18 protein-coding genes and 2 pseudogenes are annotated in these 18,537 nt (G+C 72.2%); 13 read left to right on the top strand and 7 right to left on the bottom strand.

Translation table 11 applies throughout. The features are described from left to right. Window positions 1-107 precede the first annotated feature (107 nt). Window positions 108-968, top strand: a complete 861-nt coding sequence (locus ABZS97_RS01940; protein ID WP_356132406.1) for a tetratricopeptide repeat protein — start codon at window positions 108-110, stop codon at window positions 966-968. Window positions 969-1,039: 71 nt separating this feature from the next. On the opposite strand, the gene ABZS97_RS01935 is transcribed toward ABZS97_RS01940, so the two are convergent. After that, the gene (locus ABZS97_RS01935) at window positions 1,040-1,738 is read right to left on the bottom strand and encodes a hypothetical protein (RefSeq protein WP_356132404.1); all 699 of its coding nucleotides are present in this window, start codon (window positions 1,736-1,738) and stop codon (window positions 1,040-1,042) included. A 250-nt stretch (window positions 1,739-1,988) separates the two neighbouring features. Between ABZS97_RS01935 and ABZS97_RS01930 the strand changes: the two genes are divergently transcribed. The 5 genes from ABZS97_RS01930 to ABZS97_RS01910 all read left to right on the top strand — a co-directional run bounded on the left by ABZS97_RS01930 (window position 1,989) and on the right by ABZS97_RS01910 (window position 7,842). Next, a complete protein-coding gene (locus ABZS97_RS01930) occupies window positions 1,989-2,594 on the top strand; it encodes a hypothetical protein (protein WP_356132402.1) in 606 nt (201 codons plus the stop codon). Between the two features lie 116 nt (window positions 2,595-2,710). Further along, window positions 2,711-3,994 carry a peptidoglycan-binding domain-containing protein gene (locus ABZS97_RS01925; protein WP_356132400.1) on the top strand — a complete coding sequence of 428 codons (1,284 nt, stop codon included), beginning with the start codon at window positions 2,711-2,713 and terminating at the stop codon, window positions 3,992-3,994. After that, the gene (locus ABZS97_RS01920) at window positions 3,991-4,689 is read left to right on the top strand and encodes an ABC transporter ATP-binding protein (protein WP_356132398.1); all 699 of its coding nucleotides are present in this window, start codon (window positions 3,991-3,993) and stop codon (window positions 4,687-4,689) included. Before ABZS97_RS01925 ends, ABZS97_RS01920 begins: the two co-directional genes overlap by 4 nt. 155 nt (window positions 4,690-4,844) lie before the next feature. After that, complete coding sequence (locus ABZS97_RS01915) at window positions 4,845-5,972, top strand: ABC transporter permease (RefSeq protein ID WP_356132472.1); 1,128 nt, start codon at window positions 4,845-4,847, stop codon at window positions 5,970-5,972. Window positions 5,973-6,108: 136 nt separating this feature from the next. Beyond that, entirely contained in the window at window positions 6,109-7,842 is a 1,734-nt protein-coding gene (locus ABZS97_RS01910; protein ID WP_356132395.1) for an ATP-binding protein, read from the top strand. Here ABZS97_RS01910 and ABZS97_RS01905 read toward each other — a convergent pair. Beyond that, window positions 7,828-8,535, bottom strand: coding sequence for a response regulator transcription factor (locus ABZS97_RS01905; RefSeq protein WP_356132392.1), 708 nt, complete (start codon window positions 8,533-8,535; stop codon window positions 7,828-7,830). The two genes, ABZS97_RS01910 and ABZS97_RS01905, sit on opposite strands and share 15 nt — an antisense overlap. 71 nt (window positions 8,536-8,606) lie before the next feature. On the opposite strand from ABZS97_RS01905, the pseudogene ABZS97_RS01900 reads away from it, so the two are divergent. After that, window positions 8,607-9,471 (top strand): annotated as a pseudogene (locus ABZS97_RS01900) (DUF72 domain-containing protein). Window positions 9,472-9,538: 67 nt separating this feature from the next. Here ABZS97_RS01900 and ABZS97_RS01895 read toward each other — a convergent pair. From ABZS97_RS01895 to ABZS97_RS01880, 4 genes and pseudogenes are all read right to left on the bottom strand, one after another. Beyond that, the gene (locus ABZS97_RS01895; protein WP_356132470.1) at window positions 9,539-11,440 is read right to left on the bottom strand and encodes a copper resistance protein CopC; all 1,902 of its coding nucleotides are present in this window, start codon (window positions 11,438-11,440) and stop codon (window positions 9,539-9,541) included. 190 nt (window positions 11,441-11,630) lie between these two features. Beyond that, window positions 11,631-11,831, bottom strand: a pseudogene (locus tag ABZS97_RS01890) (SDR family oxidoreductase); the annotation flags it as partial. Between the two features lie 44 nt (window positions 11,832-11,875). Beyond that, window positions 11,876-12,496 carry a GNAT family N-acetyltransferase gene (locus ABZS97_RS01885; protein ID WP_356132389.1) on the bottom strand — a complete coding sequence of 207 codons (621 nt, stop codon included), beginning with the start codon at window positions 12,494-12,496 and terminating at the stop codon, window positions 11,876-11,878. After that, the gene (locus ABZS97_RS01880; protein WP_356132386.1) at window positions 12,489-14,702 is read right to left on the bottom strand and encodes a penicillin acylase family protein; all 2,214 of its coding nucleotides are present in this window, start codon (window positions 14,700-14,702) and stop codon (window positions 12,489-12,491) included. The genes ABZS97_RS01885 and ABZS97_RS01880 overlap by 8 nt, the downstream gene beginning before the upstream one ends. 80 nt (window positions 14,703-14,782) lie before the next feature. Between ABZS97_RS01880 and ABZS97_RS01875 the strand changes: the two genes are divergently transcribed. The 6 genes from ABZS97_RS01875 to ABZS97_RS01850 all read left to right on the top strand — a co-directional run bounded on the left by ABZS97_RS01875 (window position 14,783) and on the right by ABZS97_RS01850 (window position 18,048). Further along, the gene (locus ABZS97_RS01875; protein WP_356132383.1) at window positions 14,783-15,505 is read left to right on the top strand and encodes a siderophore-interacting protein; all 723 of its coding nucleotides are present in this window, start codon (window positions 14,783-14,785) and stop codon (window positions 15,503-15,505) included. A 66-nt stretch (window positions 15,506-15,571) separates the two neighbouring features. Beyond that, complete coding sequence (locus ABZS97_RS01870; RefSeq protein ID WP_356132380.1) at window positions 15,572-16,177, top strand: HhH-GPD-type base excision DNA repair protein; 606 nt, start codon at window positions 15,572-15,574, stop codon at window positions 16,175-16,177. 119 nt (window positions 16,178-16,296) lie between these two features. Further along, window positions 16,297-16,959 (top strand): HdeD family acid-resistance protein, encoded by a 663-nt coding sequence (locus tag ABZS97_RS01865; protein WP_356132377.1) that lies wholly within the window; start codon window positions 16,297-16,299, stop codon window positions 16,957-16,959. 100 nt (window positions 16,960-17,059) lie between these two features. Beyond that, a complete protein-coding gene (locus tag ABZS97_RS01860) occupies window positions 17,060-17,455 on the top strand; it encodes a hypothetical protein (protein WP_356132374.1) in 396 nt (131 codons plus the stop codon). 63 nt (window positions 17,456-17,518) lie between these two features. After that, a complete protein-coding gene (locus ABZS97_RS01855; RefSeq protein ID WP_356132371.1) occupies window positions 17,519-17,644 on the top strand; it encodes a hypothetical protein in 126 nt (41 codons plus the stop codon). 215 nt (window positions 17,645-17,859) lie between these two features. Continuing rightward, window positions 17,860-18,048: a YegP family protein gene (locus tag ABZS97_RS01850; RefSeq protein WP_356132368.1), complete on the top strand. Its 189-nt coding sequence runs from the start codon at window positions 17,860-17,862 to the stop codon at window positions 18,046-18,048. Window positions 18,049-18,104: 56 nt separating this feature from the next. Here ABZS97_RS01850 and ABZS97_RS01845 read toward each other — a convergent pair whose 3' ends face one another. Next, window positions 18,105-18,368, bottom strand: coding sequence for a DUF3761 domain-containing protein (locus ABZS97_RS01845; protein WP_356132365.1), 264 nt, complete (start codon window positions 18,366-18,368; stop codon window positions 18,105-18,107). Window positions 18,369-18,537 lie beyond the last annotated feature (169 nt).

The following is an 18,537-nucleotide window of genomic DNA, read 5'->3' as shown; positions in this document are numbered from 1 at the left end:
CCGCGGTACGTGGCCAACCGACGCGGAGCAGCTCCAGGCATCCGTCCGGTCGGAAGTCGCCGCCCTTACGCGAGGTGCCGATCTGCCGTCGGGCAGGATGGCGCCTCATGAGTGATGCTCCCGTCCCCTCAGGGGGTGATTCCGCCGCCGAGTTCATCGAGCGAGGTCAGCAGGCTGCCGCGAAGGGAGACTGGAAGGCGGCTGTCGCGGCTTGGATCGCCGGTTCCAATGCCGGAAGCCTGGACTCGGCGAACCTCGTGGTCACGGCGGTCCCACCGCTGAAGGCGCAGGCCGACGAAGGGGACGTTGAGGCACAGGCTCTCGTGGCCGGCGTGCTGCTCGACTTCTTCACCGACGCCGCACACCCGATGGTGCTGTCCTACGCGACAGCCGCGGCGCGGGCCGGGCATCCGGCGGCCCAGCGCACCTTGGGCGTCATGTACCGCACCGGCCGCGGAGTCGAGGCGGACGCGTTCCAGGCCGAGGCCCTCTTCACGGCGGCCGCGGAGGCCGGCGACGCGTACGCCGCCTTCAACCTGGCGGGCATGCACATCACCGGCGATGCCCGGGTCAGGGACCACGACCGGTGCCTGCGTCTGCTCCGCCAGGCAGTCAGCGGGGGCGTGATCGAGGCGGCTGCCGTGCTCGGAGACCGGCTCTCCGCCATCGACGAGGACGCCGAGGCCCTGAGCTGGTACCTGTACGCCGCCCAACGCGGGCACGCGGGTTCGATGTTCGGCGCCGGCTGCCGGTACCGCGACGGCCTGGGAACAGCACCGGACCCGGTCCAGGCCGTGCGGTGGTTCCTGGCGGTGCTCGACAAGGGGAATGGAGACGGGATCCATGAGGCGATCCAGCTGGTGAAGCAGGGCATGACCGACGAACAGATCCGCACCGCTGGTCGACTGGCCGGCCGCCCCTCCGAGGCCGAAACCCTCATCCGCACGGCCCGCCGGCACGGCGGGTGAGGCTCTGCCCCACCACACCGCAACTTCCCGAGTTCAGGGCTTCGCCCGGCCGCCTGATGCCGCCGGCGCCGTCACTTCCCGTCGCGCAGTGCGTCACTGATCTCCAGAAGCCGCCTCTCGGGCAGAGCGAAGGCATTCCCGGGGTTTCGGAAGGAGTGCCCGCCATCGTTGGTCCAGACGCCGGCTGTCGGCGTCCAGCGGGCGGGAGCCCATAGGCCCTGGTTCTCAAGGAGCATCCTCGCCACTTCCGCGGGCTCCTCGATCCAGGTGAGAGCGGCGAGGGCAGTGGTGAGGACAGCAGCGGCGTCGTCGGGAAGTTGTGCGTCGCCGAGTGTGGGGAAGAGCAGCAGGAGACGGGCGGCCGCGTCGCCGGCGCCCTCTGTTGCCGGCTGTCGAGCAACGGACAACAGTTCCGGCCAGGCCATCCCGGGCCCCATGAAGTGACCGTCGACAGCGGCGAGCGTTTCCGCTTTGGACCAAGCCGCGTGATGGATGACGTAGTCCACCCCTTGGTCGTCCTCGAAGTTGCGGTAGACGACATGGATGGTGTGGCCGGAGCGCAGGGGCACGTTGAACACCGGCCACTCGTGCTCGCCGGACAGCGTGCGGTTCAGCTCCATGGCCGCGTCCCAGTCGGCGCCGAACGCGGCTCGTTGTGCATCCTCCCCGCGCAAGCTGGTGCCGAGGTGTACGGGCCAGAACAGCGGGTTGTCCAGGTAGGCGCTGCCCTGGACCAGTGGGCCGCCTTCGTATCCGGGGATCTTGAGCACATGCGGATGATGGCACGCGGGGCAGACACCACTTCGGGGTCGAGGCCCGGCCCCGCTCCGTGCGGATTCCTGTGCGCGGGCACGGTGTCGAAGGGCCTCACCGTTCGCGGCGGGGCCCGGCGTGCCAGCGGCGTGCCAGCGGCCGCATGATCGGCTGACAGGTTCTTCAAAGGTTCTTCATTGTCTGCGTCCTACCGTCGGCCTGCCCGCCGCGTCCGTGGACGGGTTCGACAGGAGAGCGGGAGAACCGATGAGGATGAATCGGGTACTGCCGGCCGCGGCGGCCTCGGTCGTGGTCTTCGCACTGACCGGCTGCGGCAGCGACGGCGGTGACTCGAAGGTTCCGACGGCGGACCGTGGCGACTCGTCCGCCTCGGCCACGAAGGCGGGCGGCCAGGGCGGCGGGGACGACGTGGCCGCGTACGTGAAGGCGCAGCGGGGTTGGGTGCAGTGCCTGCGGGACAACGGTGTGGACGCGCCGGACCCGGACGAGAAGGGCGAGGTCGACTTCGGTGGTGGTGGCGGCGACAAACTGCTTGCCCTGAAAAAGGATCCGAAGTTCCTCAGGGCGTCGGTGAAGTGCGCCGACAAGAAGGCCACCGTCCCCGAGAGCATCGAGGATGCCAAGCGGCCCAGGCTCACCGCCGCGCAGATCAAGGTCGCGCGCGACCTGGCCGCCTGCATGCAGAAGCACGGCGCCCCCGACTACCCCGACCCCGGCCCCGACGGCTACCCGACGAACAGCAACTCGGGCGTCCCCGAGTGGGACCAGAGCTCCGCCGGTGCGCAGCGCGCGATACGCGTCTGCGCGCCGATCGCAGGCAACCCGACCAACCCGCCCGCGGCCAAGGGCTGAAGGTGACGGAGACAGAGACAGTGGCGGGGGCGGGGGCGGGGGTTGGTGACACGGACGGGGACGTTCCCGCGCCGCCACCGCCTCGCGGTCGGCGCGGCCGGCGCAAGCGGCGTACGGTGCTGATCGCTTCGACGGTCGCCGTCGTGGCGGCGGTCTCCGTGGTCGGCGCGCTCGGGCTGGGCGGCGGCAAGGACGAGGGGTCGGCTGCCCCGCGACGGGCCGGCTCCGTCGTACCGGTGACGCGGGAGACACTGACCGAACGCACCACGGTGGACGGCCAGTTGGGCTACGGCACGGAGCTGCCGCTGCCGGTCAAGGCGACCGGGACCGTGACCTGGCTGCCCGAGCAGGGTGCGACGGTGGAGCGCGGCGGCGAGTTGCTCCGGGTCGACGACCGGCCCGTGGTCCTCATGTATGGACCGCTGCCGATGTACCGAAGCCTGGGGCTGACCCCCCGGGAGAACGAGCAGGACTCGGGCGGGCAGCAGCCGAGCACCGCCGGGAACGGCAAGTCCCCGAGCGCCTCCGGTCCACCGGCACCGAAGGCCATCGCAACCGAAGGAGAAGGAACCGGGGGAGGCACGACCGGAGGAGGCGCGACCAGCGAGAACGCGACCGGACGTGGCGCGACCAGCGAGAGCGCGACCGGAGGAAACGCAACCGGCGGGGACACCGGCACCCCCCACGCACCGAGCGAACCGTGGGGCATGGATGTCATGCAGTTCGAGACCAACCTGGCCGCCCTGGGCTACACCGGTTTCACGGTGGACGAGCGGTTCACGCCCGGCACGGCCGCGGCAGTCAGGCGTTGGCAGAAGTCGCTCGGACTGGCCGAGACCGGCACGGTCGGCGTGGGCGACGTCATTTACTCCGTCGGAAGGGTACGGATCGGCTCCGCCGGCGCCCGGCTCGGCTCGGCGGTCGGCGAGAACACCCTCACGTACACCGGTACCGCCCGGAAGGTGATCGTCAACGCCTCGGCCGCGGACGCCTCCTGGGCCGTACGCGGGTCTGCCGTCACGGTCGAACTGCCCGACGGCACACGGGTGAAGGGCGGGGTGGCGTCGGTGGGCAAGCAGGCGACCGCGCCCGAGGGGGGCGGCGGCGAAGGCGGTTCGGGACAGCCCGCCACGGTTCCCGCGACCGTCACCGTCGAGGACCAGCGGTCCATGGGGCGGTGGGAGAGCGGCCCGGTGACGGTCGAGTACGTGGGCAAGCAGGTCACGGACGTGCTGGCCGTCCCAGTCGCCGCGCTGGTCGCCCTCGCCGAGGGCGGGCACGGCCTGGAGACCGCGGCCGGCCGGTTCGTCGCCGTACGGACGGGGCTCTTCGCCGACGGCAATGTGGAGGTCAGCGGACCCGCGGTCCGCGAGGGCATGAAGGTGAGGATCCCGGAGTGACGGCGGTCGTGGAGTTCGACGCGGTCTCCAAGACCTACCCGGGCGGCGTGGCCGCGGTACGGGACGTGAGTCTGCGCATCGGACGGGGTGAACTGGTCGCGATCGTCGGCCCGTCGGGCTCCGGGAAGTCGAGCATGCTCAACCTCATGGGCAGTCTCGACCACCCTTCCGCCGGCCGGGTCCTGGTCGACGGCCACGACGTGGCGAGCCTGTCGGACCGGGAGGTCTCCGCTCTGCGGGCCACCCGGATCGGCTTCGTCTTCCAGCAGTTCCACCTCGCGGTCGGTGTCCCCGTACTGGACTCGGTGGCGGACGGCCTCCTCTACGCGGGCGTGCCGATACGCCGCCGCCGCGCCAGGGCGGCGGCCGCGCTGGCCCGAGTGGGGCTCAGCCACCGCGTGCACCACCTGCCTCACCAGTTGTCCGGCGGCGAACGCCAGCGCGTCGCGGTCGCCCGGGCGGTGGTCGGCGGACCGTCGGTGCTGCTGGCGGACGAGCCGACCGGAAACCTCGACTCGGCGTCGGGAACGACGGTCCTCACCCTGCTGCGGGAGTTGAACGCCACCGGCACAACCGTCGTCGTCATCACCCACGACCGCGACATCGCAGCCGGGCTGCCGCGCCGCATCGAAATGCACGACGGCCGTCTGGTCGCCGACACGGCACGGCCCACGAGGATCGGGGCACCTCGGTGACGGACCGCACGACGAACTCCTCCGGACGGGAGCCGAGGCCGGACCCGACCCCCACCCCGGCCTCGACCCCCACCCGGGCCTCGACCCCCGCCCCGTCGCGGCTACGCGCCGCGCGGCTCGTTCCCGCCGACGTCGTACGACTCGGCGGCACCGGCCTGCGCACTCGTCCGCTGCGCGTCTTCCTCTCCGCGCTCGGCATCGCCATCGGCGTCGCCGCGATGATCGCGGTGGTCGGCATCTCCGGCTCCGGGCAGGCGGAGGTCGACCGCCGGCTCGACGCCCTCGGCACGAATCTGCTGCGGGTGGCCCCTGGCCAGACCCTCACCGGCGACGAGGCCAAGCTCCCCCCGGAGTCCGTGGCCATGATCCGCCGTGTTCCCCCGGTGCAACAGGTCGCCGCCACCGGCGAGACCGGGGCCGACATCTACCGCAACGAACGCATAGCCATCGGCCGCACCGGCTCCCTGCACGTCCTGGCGGCCGGCGCCGATCTGCTGCCCGCCGTGGGCGGAAAGGTCCGCAAGGGCCGCTGGCTGGACTCCGTGACGCAGGAGTACCCGGCTGTCGTGCTCGGCTCGACCGCCGCCCGGCGGCTCGACGTGTACACCCCCGGCACCCGGGTCTGGCTCGGCGATCGCTGGTTCTCGCTGATCGGCGTCCTGGATCCGGTGCCGCTCGCACCGGAGATCGACAGTGCCGCTCTGGTCGGCTGGTCGGCAGCCGAGAAGTACCTGCGCTTCGACGGCCATCCCTCGACGGTGTACGTCCGTGCCGAGGACAGCCGGGTCACGTCCGTACGGGCGGTGCTGGCGGCCACCGCGTACCCCGAGAAGCCCGGCGAGGTGCAGGTCTCCCGCCCCTCCGACGCTCTCGCGGCCCGCGAAGCGACCGAGTCGGCTCTGACCGGACTGCTGCTCGGCCTCGGCGGCGTGGCACTCCTGGTCGGCGGGGTCGGCGTCGGCAACACCATGGTCATCTCGGTCCTGGAACGCCGCCCCGAGATCGGCCTGCGCCGTGCCCTGGGGGCGACGCGCGGTCAGATCCGCACACAGTTCGTCACGGAGTCCCTGCTGCTGTCGCTGATCGGCGGGCTCGGCGGAACGGTGCTCGGCACGCTCATCACCGCCGGATACGCCCTCGGCCGCGACTGGCCGACGGTCGTCCCGGCGTGGGCGAGCGCGGCGGGCATCGGCTCGACGCTCGTCATCGGCATGGCGGCCGGCCTGTATCCGGCAGTCCGGGCCAGCAGGCTCTCACCGACGGAGGCGCTGTCCGGTACGTGAGCCGACCCGAAGCCGGTGGCCTTCCGTACGGTGACCTTCCGTACGGACCTGGGGGCGGTCTCGGCCGAGGCCGCCCCCGGACCGCCTGACCTGGCACCACTCAGAAGGAGTCCCGTGCGATGAGGAGTCCCGTGCGATGAGTTTCCGGCTCCGGGTCCTCGCCCTGCTGATGCTGGTCGCGATGGCCGCCACCGCCGCCACCGCCTGGCTCACCTTGCGCCAGGCGAACCGCCAGGTGCAGGAGACCGTCACGGCCGGCCGGCAGGAGACCTCCCGGATCACCGGCGAACTCCGCGCGTACGGGTTCGCCCACGGCACCTGGGACGGACTCTCGCCGACGGTGGCCGGGCTCGCGAGGGACACCGGCCAGCGCGTCCGGGTCGCCACGGAGTCCGGCGTCCTGCTCGCCGACTCCGACGCCCTCGCCGGTCGTGATCCCCGCGCGCTGAGCAGCCAGCCCCCGGTCCTGGTCGACCCGCGTCCAGTCCTGCGGCTCCCCGAGGGCCTGGCCCCGCGGCTCTCGCTGAAGCAGACCGCCCAGGCGATCGCCGACTACCGGGCGGCAGTGGTGTACGCGGCCTGTCTGACGCGGGCGGGGGCCAAGCCGACGGCCCGGCCGGACGACCGGGGTGTCCCCCGGATCAGTACGGGCCGCCGACCGGCGCGGTGCCCGGAGCCCAACGGGGCAGCGGATCCGCGCATCCAGCAGGATTTGGACGCGTTGCGGGTGTGCGAGTCCGAACAGCGGTTCGCCGGCTGCGTGCAGCGGGTGTTCAACGAGCGGGTCGCTTCCGTCGCTCCGCCACGCCTGGAGATCCACCTCGGCGTCCGGAACGAGTCCCCGCCCACGCTGGCCGCCGCGCCCACCGTGGCCGTCGCGGTGGGCGTCGCCCTCGCGGCCATCCTCGGCGCTCTGCTCCTGAGCAGGGCCGTACTGCGCCCCGTCCGAGCCATGACACTCGCGGCGAAGGGGCTGGGCGAGGGCGACCTGGCGCGGCGCGTCCCCGTCTCCGGCCGCGACGAGATCGCGCAACTCGGCGGCGCCTTCAACCGCATGGCCGCCTCCATCCAGGCCGGCGAGGCACGCCAGCGCCGCCTCACCAGTGACATCGCGCATGAACTGCGCACACCGCTGGCCAATCTGCGCGGCTATCTGGAGGCGCTGCGGGACGGGGTCGTCGAGGCGACCCCGGAACTGCTCGCCTCCCTCCACGAGGAGGCGCTCCTGCAGCAGCGGATCGTCGACGATCTCCAGGATCTCGCCCTGGCAGAGGCAGGCGCGCTCACCTATCACCGCTCCGAGGTCGACCTGCGCGAGCTCCTGGAGACCAGCCGCAGGGCCCACCGCGCCCAGGCCGAGGCGGCGGGCGTCGTGCTCGAACTGGAGGCACCACGGCCCGTGTTCGTGACCGCCGACCCGGACCGGCTGCGCCAGGTCGTCGGCAACCTGGCAGGCAACGCACTGCGGGCCACCGCGCCGGGCGGCATCGTGACCCTGGCCCTGATCCCGCACGGTGAGCTGGCCGTCGTGGAAGTACGGGACACCGGCAAGGGAATACCGGCAAAGGACCTGCCGCATCTCTTCGACCGTTTCTGGCGGGCGGACGCGTCACGCGGCCGGGCGACCGGCGGTAGCGGCCTCGGGCTGTCCATCGCCCGTCAGATCGTCACCGACCACAGGGGGACGATCGATGTGCTCAGCACGGTCGGGGAGGGCACGACGTTCACGGTCGTACTGCCCACGGCTCCGGGAGGCGACGGCGCATCGGGCGATCGCACATCAGGCGGCAGCGGTTCAGGCGATCGCACATCAGGCGGCAGCGGTTCAGGCGATCGCAGGTCAGGCGACGGCGCATCAGGAGGGCGCTGAGCCCGAACCGTCGGCGAGGCGATAGCCCCGCCCGTACACCGTCTCCAGGTGGCCGGCCCGGCCCGGCTCCGCCGCCAGCTTCCGGCGCAGATTCATCACGTGCGCGTCGACGGTCCGCACCTGCACGTCCTGGTCGAACCCGAAGACGCGCTCGATGATCTGCGCCCGGGTGAAGACCCGGCCCGGTTCACGGGCCAGTGCCTCCAGGATGGAGAACTCCTTGGCGGTCAGCGCCACCGGCCGCCCCTCCACCCTGACTTCGAAGCGCGCGGTGTCCAGTTCCACCTCACCGACCCGCAGCACCGCGGGCTCCGCCGCGCCCCCGGCCTTCTTGGACCTGCGCAGCAACGCACGTACCCGCGCGGTCAGTTCGCGGGGACTGTACGGCTTGGTGAGGTAGTCGTCGGCGCCGAGGTCGAGGCCGAGGAGCATGTCCTCCTCGGTCGTGCGGGCGGTGAGCAGCAGTATCGGGACGTCCGACTCGGTGCGCAGAATGCGGCACACATCGAGCCCGTCGACCAACGGCAGCATCACATCGAGAACGATGAGATCCGGCTTCGCCGAACGCGCCCGTTCCAGCGCCGCACGGCCGTCGGCCACGACCTGCACCGCGTTTCCCTCCCGCTCCAGATAGATCCGGATCAGTCGGGACTGTTTCTCGTCGTCTTCGGCGACCAGAATCCGAGCGCTCAACGATTCTCCCCCAGCAAGGTCCTGCGCTTCCCGGAACCGTAATGCAGAAGCAGCCGGGGTAACCGGCCCTCATGGGCGAGATTCTGGTGGGGGCGTGTTCCTGGACGGATCGGGAGCTGGTGGGGAGTTGGGTGGTACCCGGTGGGGCGGCGGGACGCGGAGGGGCGGTTGAGGTATTACGCCGGCCGGTTGGCGTTGGTGGAGGTGGACGCCACCTATGACGCGCTGCCCAGTGAGCGCAACAGCCGGTTGTGGGTCGAGCGGACGCCGGACGGGTTTCGGTTTGATGTGAAGGCGTTCTCGTTGCTCACCGGGCATCCGACGCGGGACGCGGCTCTGCCGGCCGGTCTGCGGGGGCGCGGCCGGGGGCCGGGGGTGCTGGACGAGGTGTGGGAGCGCTTCGGCGGGGCGATCGAACCGTTGCGGCGGGCCGGGCGGCTCGGCAGCGTGTTGTTCCAGTTCCCGCTCTGGTTCGCGCCCGGGTCGCGGTCGGAGGAGTTCATCGCGGAGTGCGCCGTACGGACGGCCGGGTGGCCCGTCGCCGTCGAGTTCCGGCATCCCGAGTGGTGGCACGGGGCGCGGGCGGAGACGACGGCCGGGCTGCTCTCCCGGCACGGCATGAGTGCCGTCGGCGTGGACATGGCGCAGACGCTCGACTCCTCCATCCCGCCGGTCGTGCCCGTCACCTCGCGGCGGCCGGCCGTCGTGCGGTTCCACGGGCGGAGTACCGCATGGGGGTCCGGCAGCAAGGAGGACCGCTTCCGGTACGACTACTCGGCCGGCGAACTCGCGGAGTGGGTACCGCGATTGCGCGCCACGGCCACGCGGGTCGACCGCCTCCACGTCCTCTTCAACAACTGCTGCGGCGACGCGGCGGTCCGGGCCGCCGAGACCATGCGGCACCTCGTCGCCCCCGCGCGCTCGACCGGGTCCTGAGAACCGGGTCCGGAGCACCGGGTCCTGAGAACCGGGTCCGGAGAACCAGGTCCTGAAAGCCGCGACGTCAGCGCACGATCCGTACCGTCTTCGACGCGGTCACCTGGTCCAGTTCGGAGACCCGCACCGTCACCTTCATCGTCCAGGTGCCGGGGAACGGCAGGTTGACCGCCTCGGTGCCCCAGTAGCCTCCCTGGTCGGTGAGGTCGGCGTCGAGGGGGCCGATCTTCTGGTCGGCCAGGGTGAAGGTGAGGCGCAGTTCGGGGACCGTGGAGACGCCTCCGTCGGGGCCGAACACCACGGCCTGGACGGTGTTCTCGCCGACGCGGCTCGGTTCGAGGGTGATCTGCACCGTGCCGTGACCGTTCGGGGTGCCTACGTCGAAGGGGATCACCGTGGTGGACGAAGTGGGCTCTCCCGCCGTCGACCCCGTGCCCGTGGCGGCCGACGCCTCGGTGGCGGCCCGCCCCGGCAGCGTGCCCGTGAGCACCGTGGTGATCACCAACACCACGATGCCGACGGCGACTTCGGCCAGGACCGAGCGGCGCAGACCACGGAGAGGGGCCGAGGGCGGCGCGTCGTCGGGCGCGGCATCGACGGTAGCCGCATCAACCGACGAGGCGTCGACGGTGTCCGCCTGAACCGACGAGGCATCGGCCGTGGTCGTTGCAGCCGACGGCGCATCGGCCGTGGGCGCCGCAGCCGTCGAGGTCTCCGCCGTCGACGATCCCCCCACCGTCTCCAGCACACGCTCCTTCTCCGGCGACTCCACCTTCGTCTCCGCCCCCACCCCAGCCCCCGCCAACCGAGCCGTCCACCTCCGCGAGACCCCCGCCGCCGCCAGCATCAGAACCACCGCGCACAGCTTGGCGATCAGGATTCCGCCGTACGACGTGGAGGTGAGGGCGTGCCAGGAGCCGAGGCCGCGCCAGGACTGGTAGATGCCGGTGAGGGTCAGGACGGTCACGGAGGTGAAGGCGAGGCGGGAGAAGCGGGGGAGGGCGGTCGCGGGGAGGGGGGCTGCGGAACGGGAGCGGTAGAGGGTGATGAGCAGGGCGGCGAGTCCGCCGAGCCAGACCGCCATGGCGAGCAGGTGCAGGATCGAGGACGTCATCGCCAGCGGCACCTGGATTCCCGCGGAGGCGTGCTCGGCGGAGACCCAGGTCAGCGCCAGACCGACGCAGAGCGCGGCGCCCACGGCGAGCAGGGCGGGGGTCGGCCGTGCCTGATCGGCCCGCCTGCGCAGTCGTAGGAACAGCGCGGCCGCCACCGCCAGGAGCACCAGCCTCGCCAGGAGCGCCACTCCGGGGCGGCTGGTGAGGGTGTGGCGCAGGGCGGACGGGTCGAAGGCCGTCGCGGGGCCGCTGCCCGTCTCGTACGGGCCGCGCAGTACGAGCAGCGCGAGCGTGGTGGCGAGCAGGGTCCACCAGCCGGCGAGGAGCGGCTGCTTCAGCGGCGCGATGTCGTTCGGGCGGCAGACGAGGGCGAAGACGGCGGTGCCGATGAGAAGGGCGAGCGCGGTGTAGGCGCCGTAGCGGGCGATGTCGTAGAGGCTGCCCGTGGCCGGGTCCTCGACGGGGGTGTCCGGCGCTGCCGCCGTGGTGGCGGAGCGTTTGCCGACGGAGAACGTGAACGCGCCCGAGACGGGGTGGCTGTCCGCCGAGACGACACGCCAGGCGACGGTGAAGGTGCCGGTGCCCAGGTCGCGCGGCAGGGTCACGCGGGCGGTGTCGGAGCGGCCGTCCGCGTGCTGCGGTTCGCCGGTGTGGACGCGCCGGTTGGCGGGGTCGAGAACACGGAAGGAGCCGTCGAGGAGGCCGACGGACTCGGTGAAGGTCAGCGTGACGGCACGCGGGGCCGACTTGAGGACGGCTCCGTCGCCCGGGTCGACGCTGCTGAGGCCGGCGTGCGCGGACGCGGTGCCCGCCCCGCCGAGGAGGAGCAGGCCCAGCACGGCGCCGAGCAGCACCAGGCCGCGAAGGGCCCGCCGTCGTCCGCCGGGTTCCGCTCCCGCCACTGGGCCTCGTGCGCCGCCGTGTCCTTCTTGCTGCCGTACGCCCACGTCGCGCTCTCCGTCTCCGGATCCGGGTATCCAGGTGTACGGGTATACGGACGGGCACCGTGGTGTGCTCACCGCGTTCGCGCCCTCGGTCGCTCCCTCACCAGGTCGGCCGCGCCGACACCCCTCCGTCGACCACCAGGTCGTGGCCGGTGATCCAGGACGCCATCGGTGAGGCGAGGAACACGCAGGCGTCGCCGATGTCCTCGGGGCGGCCCAACCTCCCGGTGGGCGCGGCCTGTTGCCAGCGCCGTACGCCGTCCGGCCAGGCCTCGGCGAGTCCCGCACGGTCGACCAGACCGGTCAGGGGTCACCCGGTCACCGTACGACGCCGCCGAAAGCCGCCTACCGGGTGACACTTCCGAAAACCGTCTCCCGAGTGAGGAAGGCGAGTCGGGCGCGCTTCTCCGGCAGATACACGTCCGGCAGGTCGATCTCGGGCAGGACGACGGAGGGCCCGGCGACGAAGCCCTGGCGGAGGAAGCGTGCGATGGCCTTCTCGTTGCGCTCGTCGGGGTCGACCACGACACGGCGGCGGCCGAGCCCGAGCAGCACGTACGCGCTGAAGGCGCTCAGCAGGGCGGCGGAGAAGCCGGGGCGGGCGCCGCCCTTTCCGGAGGGGCCGATGAGGACGTGGACGCCGATGTCGCCGGGCTCGACGTCGTAGCACTCGCTGACACGGTCGGCCTCGGGCTCGTAGGTCTGGAAGAGGGCGACGGGTTCGCCGTTCCCGACCACGAGGAAGGCGTGGTGGGTGTCGAGCGAGTCCAGATGGACGTACGTCTCCAGGACCTGCTCCCGGCTCAGCCCGGTCATGCCCCAGAACGCGGCGCGCTCCTCGCTCACCCAGCCGTGCACGACGTCCAGGTCGGCACGCGGGTCGAGGGGCAGGATGCGGACGGTTCCGAAGCCGTCGACGACCTGCTCGTGGACGGCGGCGCGGGCGGGGGCGTACGGCTCAGACATCGGACGCGGTCTCCCTTTCCTCGGGTTCCTGGGAGGGGTTGGTCAGGTGGTTCCAGTCGGTCACGACCGGGGCCAGATCTCCCTTGAGCCACAAGGGGAGTTGGTCGCGATGGTGGCGCGAGCCGGGGATTCCGGAGGCGCCGAAAGGAACCACCCAGAGGCTGTCGTCGCGGCGGGCCAGGTCCCAGACGTAGCGGGCGGCGGGCCCGCGAGCGGCCAGGTCGGTGAGGCCCGGCACGGCGGAGGTGCACAGCACGCAGTCGTGGTCCCCGGACAGACCCGGTTCGTCGTACGACGTGGTGGCGAGCGCCCGCCAGGGGGCCAGGCGGTGGGTGTCGCCCCAGGTGCCCTTCGGCTGCAGGGCGGCCACCTCCTCGATGGCCTCGCGGACCACGACCGTGCGGTCGACGCCGTACAACTCCCGCGCCGTAAGGAGGTGTTCGAGGGCGAAGGCGACCCGCGGGGTGAGCGCCAGCCACGGCCGGAAGACGTCCGGGTACGCGGGCGATGGGGGTCCCCCCGGTCGAGCTGAGCCGAGAGTGGGGGCGGTCAGGCACGCGAAGGCGGGGTGCGCGGCGAGCCGTCGTACGACCGCGCTGCGGACGGCGGCGAACGCGGCGGCCCCGGTGCTGCTCGCCTCCATGTGCCGGTCCCAGCACAGGAGTTGGGCGGTGAGTTCGGCGGCGGCCGGGCTGAGCCGCTCGTCCGGCAGGGCGGCGAGGTGGTCCAACAGGGCTGCGGCGGAGGCGAGATGCGTGTCCGTATGGACGGCGGGCATGTCCGACGCGGACCACTCGACCCGGTCGGAGAGGAGGTGCCGGATGCGCGTGGCGCGGTGCGGTGGGGCGAACTCGACGCCGAGGGGGGTGGCGGGGCCGCGCTGGTTCGCCATGACGGCGATGCCGTCGTCGACGGTGCCGTACGGCATCTCGTGCCAGCCCTGCCACTCGTGGCCGGGCTCCCACGCGGCCACGATCCGCGTACGGTTCGCCGCGGCGCGCACCGGCACCCGGCCGGCCACCCGGTGCAGCAGACCGCCCTCGGTGTCGGCGGCCTGCACGACGTTCACGGGCTCGGCCCAGGAGTCGAAGGCGCGGTCCACGTCGGCGACCCGGCGGGCCCGCAGAAGGGGGAGCAGCGCGCTGAAGCCGAGGTCTTCGGTGACGCGGGGCGGGTAGCGGAGGCTGATCGGCCCGGGAGCCCCGGTGTCCGCGCCGGCTCCGGTGTCCCCGTCGGCTCCGGTGTCCCCGTCGGCTCCGGTGCCTCCGTCGACTCCCGTGCCTCCGTCGACTCCGCCGATGACGACAGGTCCGCGCGGGGTCTCGACGACCTCGACCTCGACCGGTTCGCCGCCCGCGACCTCGAACGTCTCCACGTGCCGGGCGACGGGCCGCCACGCGCCGTCGGGATCGAGGGCCTCGACCTGCGCGCCCCGGCGTCTGAGCCGCTCGCGGTAGAGGTCCTGGTAGTCGGCCATGGCGTTGGTGATCGCCCACGCGACATGGCCGGTGTGGGCGAAGTGGGCGATGCCCGGGACGCCGGGGACGGCGAGGCCGACGACGTCGAACTCGGGGCAGGCGAGGTGGATCTGCTGGTAGACGCCGGGGTCCTCGATGAAGCGGTGGGGGTCGCCCGCGATGACCGGGAGCCCGGTGGTGGTGCGCTCGCCGGAGACGAGCCAGCCGTTGCTGCCGGAGGTCCCGGGCCCGTCGGTGGCGAACAGCCCGACCGCGTCCGCGCCCAGGTGCCGTACGGCCTCCTCGCGCCACAGCTTGGCGGGAAAGCCCGCGAACAGAAGGTGCGTGCCCAGCCAGACGCCGAAGGGGGACCAGGGTTCCCAGCGCCCGGGGGCGAGCCCGGCCGCGGCGAACTCGGGTGCGTGCCGGGCCCCTTCCGCCAGCCCTTCGTTCACCCCGTCGACGTACGCGACGATCCAGTCGGCGGTCTCGGGATCGCGCCGTTCCAGGGCGGCGAAGCAGCGCCGGGCGGTGTCGTCGAGGCGGGCGCGGCGGGCCAGGCGGTCCCAGCCGACGGCTTCGGCGCCGAGGAACGCGGCCGAGGTGCCCTGCGAGCGGTGCCGTTCGACCTCCAACTGCCAGGCGCGGTCGAGGGCGGTCACGCGGCCCTGGGCGTGGGCGAGTTCGCGTGCGCTGCCCGCGCGCAGATGCGGGATCCCCCAGTCGTCACGGCAGATCTCGACGGCCACGATTCTTCCCCACTCTTTTCAGGTTAGGCTAACCTAACTTAATTCGTGGTGAAAGCGTACGCGAGGGGCGGAGACGGCGGATGGGCCAGGGTCATGGCTGGGAGGGCGCGGTCCTCAAGCTGCTGCGCGCGAAGGACTTCACCTTCACCGTGACGGACGCCGAGGACGTCACCCCGCACTACCGCCGCGTCCACCTCACCGACGGCGGCATGCTCGCCGCGACCGGCGTCCACCCGACGATGTGGGTCCGGCTGTGGTTCGACGACGCGGGCAGGCCGCATCAGCGGGCCTACACGCTGGTCGACCCCGACCCGGCGGCCGGCACCTTCGGCCTGGAGTTCGCGCTGCACGACGGGGTCGCCAGCGACTGGGCGCGGGCGGCGAAGCCCGGCGACACCGTCGAGGCGACCGTCCACGGCACGGGCTTCGAACGGCCCGCCCCAGGGCCCTCCCACCTCTTCGCGATCGCCGACCCGGCCTCTCTGCCCGCCCTCAACTCGCTGCTCGACGCCCTCGATCCGGTACCGGCGACCATCTGGTTCGAGGGCGACGGCGACGACCTGCCCTTCCGCACCGACCCGACCCGGCACGACACACGCCACGTCCTGCGCCTGGACTCCGGCGCCCACCTGGTCTCCCGCATCCGCGCCGACCTCCCCGGCCTGCTGACCGCCACCCCCGACCCATACCTCTGGATCGCCTGCGACACGACAACGACCCGCACCCTGTCGTCGTACGTCCGCAGGGAGCTGGGCGTTCCCAAGCAGCGGGTGCATGCGCTGGGGTACTGGCGGGCGGGGTGACCGGCGTCGACACGGACGACCTGCGACGCGGTGGAGCTCTGGCGCACGCCGGGGCATGATCGGGGCATGGACGTCACTCTTCACCTCGCCCAGGACCCCGAGGCCGACGAGCTGCTCGGGCGGTCGCCGCTCGCCGCGCTGGTCGGGATGCTGCTGGACCAGCAGGTGCCGATGGAGTGGGCGTTCAAGGGGCCCTCGACCGTCGCCAGGCGGCTGGGCGCCGAGGATCTGGACGCGCACGAGATCGCCGTCCACGACCCGGAGGCGTTCGTCGCGCTGCTGTCGGAGAAACCTGCCGTGCATCGCTACCCGGGGTCCATGGCCAAACGGATCCAGCAGCTGTGCGAATACCTCGTCGAACACTACGACGGGAACGCCGAGCTGGTCTGGAAGGGCGTCGACGACGGGCCGGAGCTGCTGCGGCGGCTGGAGGAGCTGCCCGGCTTCGGCAAGCAGAAGGCCCAGATCTTCCTGGCCCTGCTGGGCAAGCAGCTCGGCGTACGTCCGAAGGGATGGCGGGAGGCCGCGGGCGCCTACGGCGAGGCGAAGTCCTTCCGGTCCGTCGCCGACATCACCGGGCCCGAGTCGCTGGTCAAGGTGCGGGCGCACAAGCAGGAGATGAAGGCGGCGGCGAAGGCGGCGAAGGCGGCCGGGACCGGGACCGGGAAGTAGGCCGAGCGGGCCGGTGCCGAGCGGGCCGGTGCCGGGATGGCCGGCCCGGGTGGCCGCTCCGTCATTCGGGTGGCCTGTCCCAGGTGGCGGCGGTGTCGTACGCGGTCCCAGCATGGATCATGAGCGAGACACCGAGTGGTACTTCCTGGAGCCCGGAGTACGACGACCGCGGGGCCCACGCCCGGCGTCCGCCCGGCGAGCACGAACCCGAACCGCCCTTCGAGGGCCCCCTGCACGCCCTCTCGCGCGCCGCCTGGCAGGTCGTCCTGGTCACCGGGATCGCTTCGCTGATCCTGGGCGTCCTGGTGCTGGTGTGGCCCGGCGCCTCCCTGTTCGCCGCAGGGATCCTGTTCGGTCTCTACCTCGTGATCAGCGGCGTCTTCCAGCTGGTCTCCGCCTTCGGCACGCACCGGACGACCTCGCTGCGCGTGCTGGCCTTCATCAGCGGCGCCCTGTCGATTCTGCTGGGCCTGTTCTGCTTCCGCGGCCCGATGCAGTCGATCCTGCTGCTCGCCCTGTGGATCGGCATCGGCTGGCTCATCCGCGGGATCACCCAGACCCTGGCCGCGGCCTCGGACCGGAACATGCCGGCCCGCGGCTGGCAGATCTTCCTCGGGATCCTCACCTTCGTCGCCGGAATCGTGCTGATCGACTCGCCGTTCAGGTCGGTGGCGGTACTCACCCTGGTCGGCGGTATCTGGCTGGTCGCGGTCGGCGTCGTCGAGATCATCACCGCGATCCGGATCCGGGGGCGCGCACAGCAGGTACCGCGCACGGTCTGAACCCTGCCCGCGTCAACACCGCGCCGCTCGCGTACGCCGAGCGGGCGGATCTCGTGGCCCGCGTGATGAACACCGGACGCGCACAGGGGAGATGACCTCCGTGAGCACCGTACGAAGCCTTCCGCGCAGCCATGCCTGGCTGCGGGCCCTCGTGCTGCTGCTCGCCCTGACGGTGCCGGGCGCACACGCCGTGGGGGGTGTGGTGCACGCGGCGTCCACCGTGTCGGGTGCGGGCATCGGCACGGGAGCCGGCTCCGGCTCCGGCTCCGGCTCCGGCTCCGGCTCCGGCTCCGGCTCCGGCGAGATCGCGGAGTACGACGTCCTCGACACGGTCCTGCAGCCACCGGCCCGCAGCGCCCACCGCCGCCCCTGCGTACCTCTGCGCCCCGCACCCGCACCCGCCGCCCTCGGCCGGGCGCCCGGCGCCCCGCAGGTACGCCCTCTCCCCGCGCCGCCGCTGCCGTACTCCCTGCGCTCGGTGGTCCTGCGCTGCTGACGGACCCGGCTTCCGGGCCATCCGTCAGCCATCGCACGACCAGTACGACGCAAGGACATCACCATGCCCGTCGATCCCCACGCCGTCCTGCGCGCCCTGCTGCGCGCCGAGGCCGTACGCAGCACACCGAAACCGCAGGTGAAGGAGGAAGAGAAGCCGCAGCAGCCCCCGCAGGAACGGGCCCGCTGACCGTCCGGCGGAGGCGGCCCTACCGCCTCCGCCGCGCCGTCCCGAAGAGCGACCGACTGATCTCCCGACCAATCTGCGTACCGACCGAACGCCTTCGAGGTCTGCTTCCGCGCCGCGACCTCTCCGATGTCCCCGTCCAGACGCCCCCAAGCTGCGGCGGCCCCGCACTCCGGCTTAGCGTCGCCGCAGGGGGCACATCCGAGAGGTGACACGCCATGGCAGGCAAGTTCGAGGTCTACAGGGACAAGTCCGAGAAGTACCGGTTCCGGCTCAAGGCGGGCAACGGCGAGATAATCGCGGTCGGCGAGGCGTACGAGAGCAAGGCGTCCTGCATGAACGGGATCGAGTCCGTCAAGGCGAACGCCGCAAGTGCTCCGGTGGTCGAGAGAGAGCCGACGCCCTGACTGTATTGACCCACGGGGTCAGGCCTCGCCGGTTCGTGTCCGGCGGGGCCGTCCGTTCACCGGTACCAGTACTTCACCCCGTGGTGATGGGAGCACGTGCCCGAGAAGTGCGCGCTGTAGGAGTACGTGCCGTCCTTGCACTCGGCTGTGGCCCCGTTCGGGTGGGGGGAGTTGGCACGGCAGGTGCCGACAGTGTGATGCGCGCAGTGCGCCATCGCGACCGACGGCGCCGCGTACCCAGAGGTCGCCGCCGCGACTGGCACGAACATGACGCCGGCCACGGCAAGCGACGCGAGTCCGGCCCGAGTTCTCGTGAACATGACACCTCCCGCCGATCGCTGGTATATCAAGCATCGCAGCAGGTCAGGGACGGCGCGAGCGGGCGGCGCGGCTGTTCGCTTGCGGGATGCGGTCTCGGTGACGCCATCTGCGCTTCGGGCACGCATCGAGGCCCCGGAGGCGCCGCGCCCAGATCCATGGCAGGGCCGA

The sequence above is a fragment of the Streptomyces sp. NPDC005485 genome, assembly GCF_040606085.1.
Classification (GTDB): Bacteria; Actinomycetota; Actinomycetes; order Streptomycetales; family Streptomycetaceae; genus Streptomyces.
Note: the sequence above shows the minus strand (reverse complement) of the source record. Positions and strands in the feature narration are given on the sequence as shown.

Coding starts and splice junctions, on each gene's coding strand:
- ABZS97_RS01940 (WP_356132406.1), top strand. CDS start 108: ATGAGTGATGCTCCCGTCCCCTCAGGGGGTGATTCCGCCGCCGAGTTC.
- ABZS97_RS01930 (WP_356132402.1), top strand. CDS start 1,989: ATGAGGATGAATCGGGTACTGCCGGCCGCGGCGGCCTCGGTCGTGGTC.
- ABZS97_RS01910 (WP_356132395.1), top strand. CDS start 6,109: ATGAGTTTCCGGCTCCGGGTCCTCGCCCTGCTGATGCTGGTCGCGATG.
- ABZS97_RS01885 (WP_356132389.1), bottom strand. CDS start 12,496: ATGTCTGAGCCGTACGCCCCCGCCCGCGCCGCCGTCCACGAGCAGGTC.
- ABZS97_RS01875 (WP_356132383.1), top strand. CDS start 14,783: ATGGGCCAGGGTCATGGCTGGGAGGGCGCGGTCCTCAAGCTGCTGCGC.
- ABZS97_RS01870 (WP_356132380.1), top strand. CDS start 15,572: ATGGACGTCACTCTTCACCTCGCCCAGGACCCCGAGGCCGACGAGCTG.
- ABZS97_RS01865 (WP_356132377.1), top strand. CDS start 16,297: ATGAGCGAGACACCGAGTGGTACTTCCTGGAGCCCGGAGTACGACGAC.
- ABZS97_RS01855 (WP_356132371.1), top strand. CDS start 17,519: ATGCCCGTCGATCCCCACGCCGTCCTGCGCGCCCTGCTGCGCGCCGAG.
- ABZS97_RS01850 (WP_356132368.1), top strand. CDS start 17,860: ATGGCAGGCAAGTTCGAGGTCTACAGGGACAAGTCCGAGAAGTACCGG.
- ABZS97_RS01845 (WP_356132365.1), bottom strand. CDS start 18,368: ATGTTCACGAGAACTCGGGCCGGACTCGCGTCGCTTGCCGTGGCCGGC.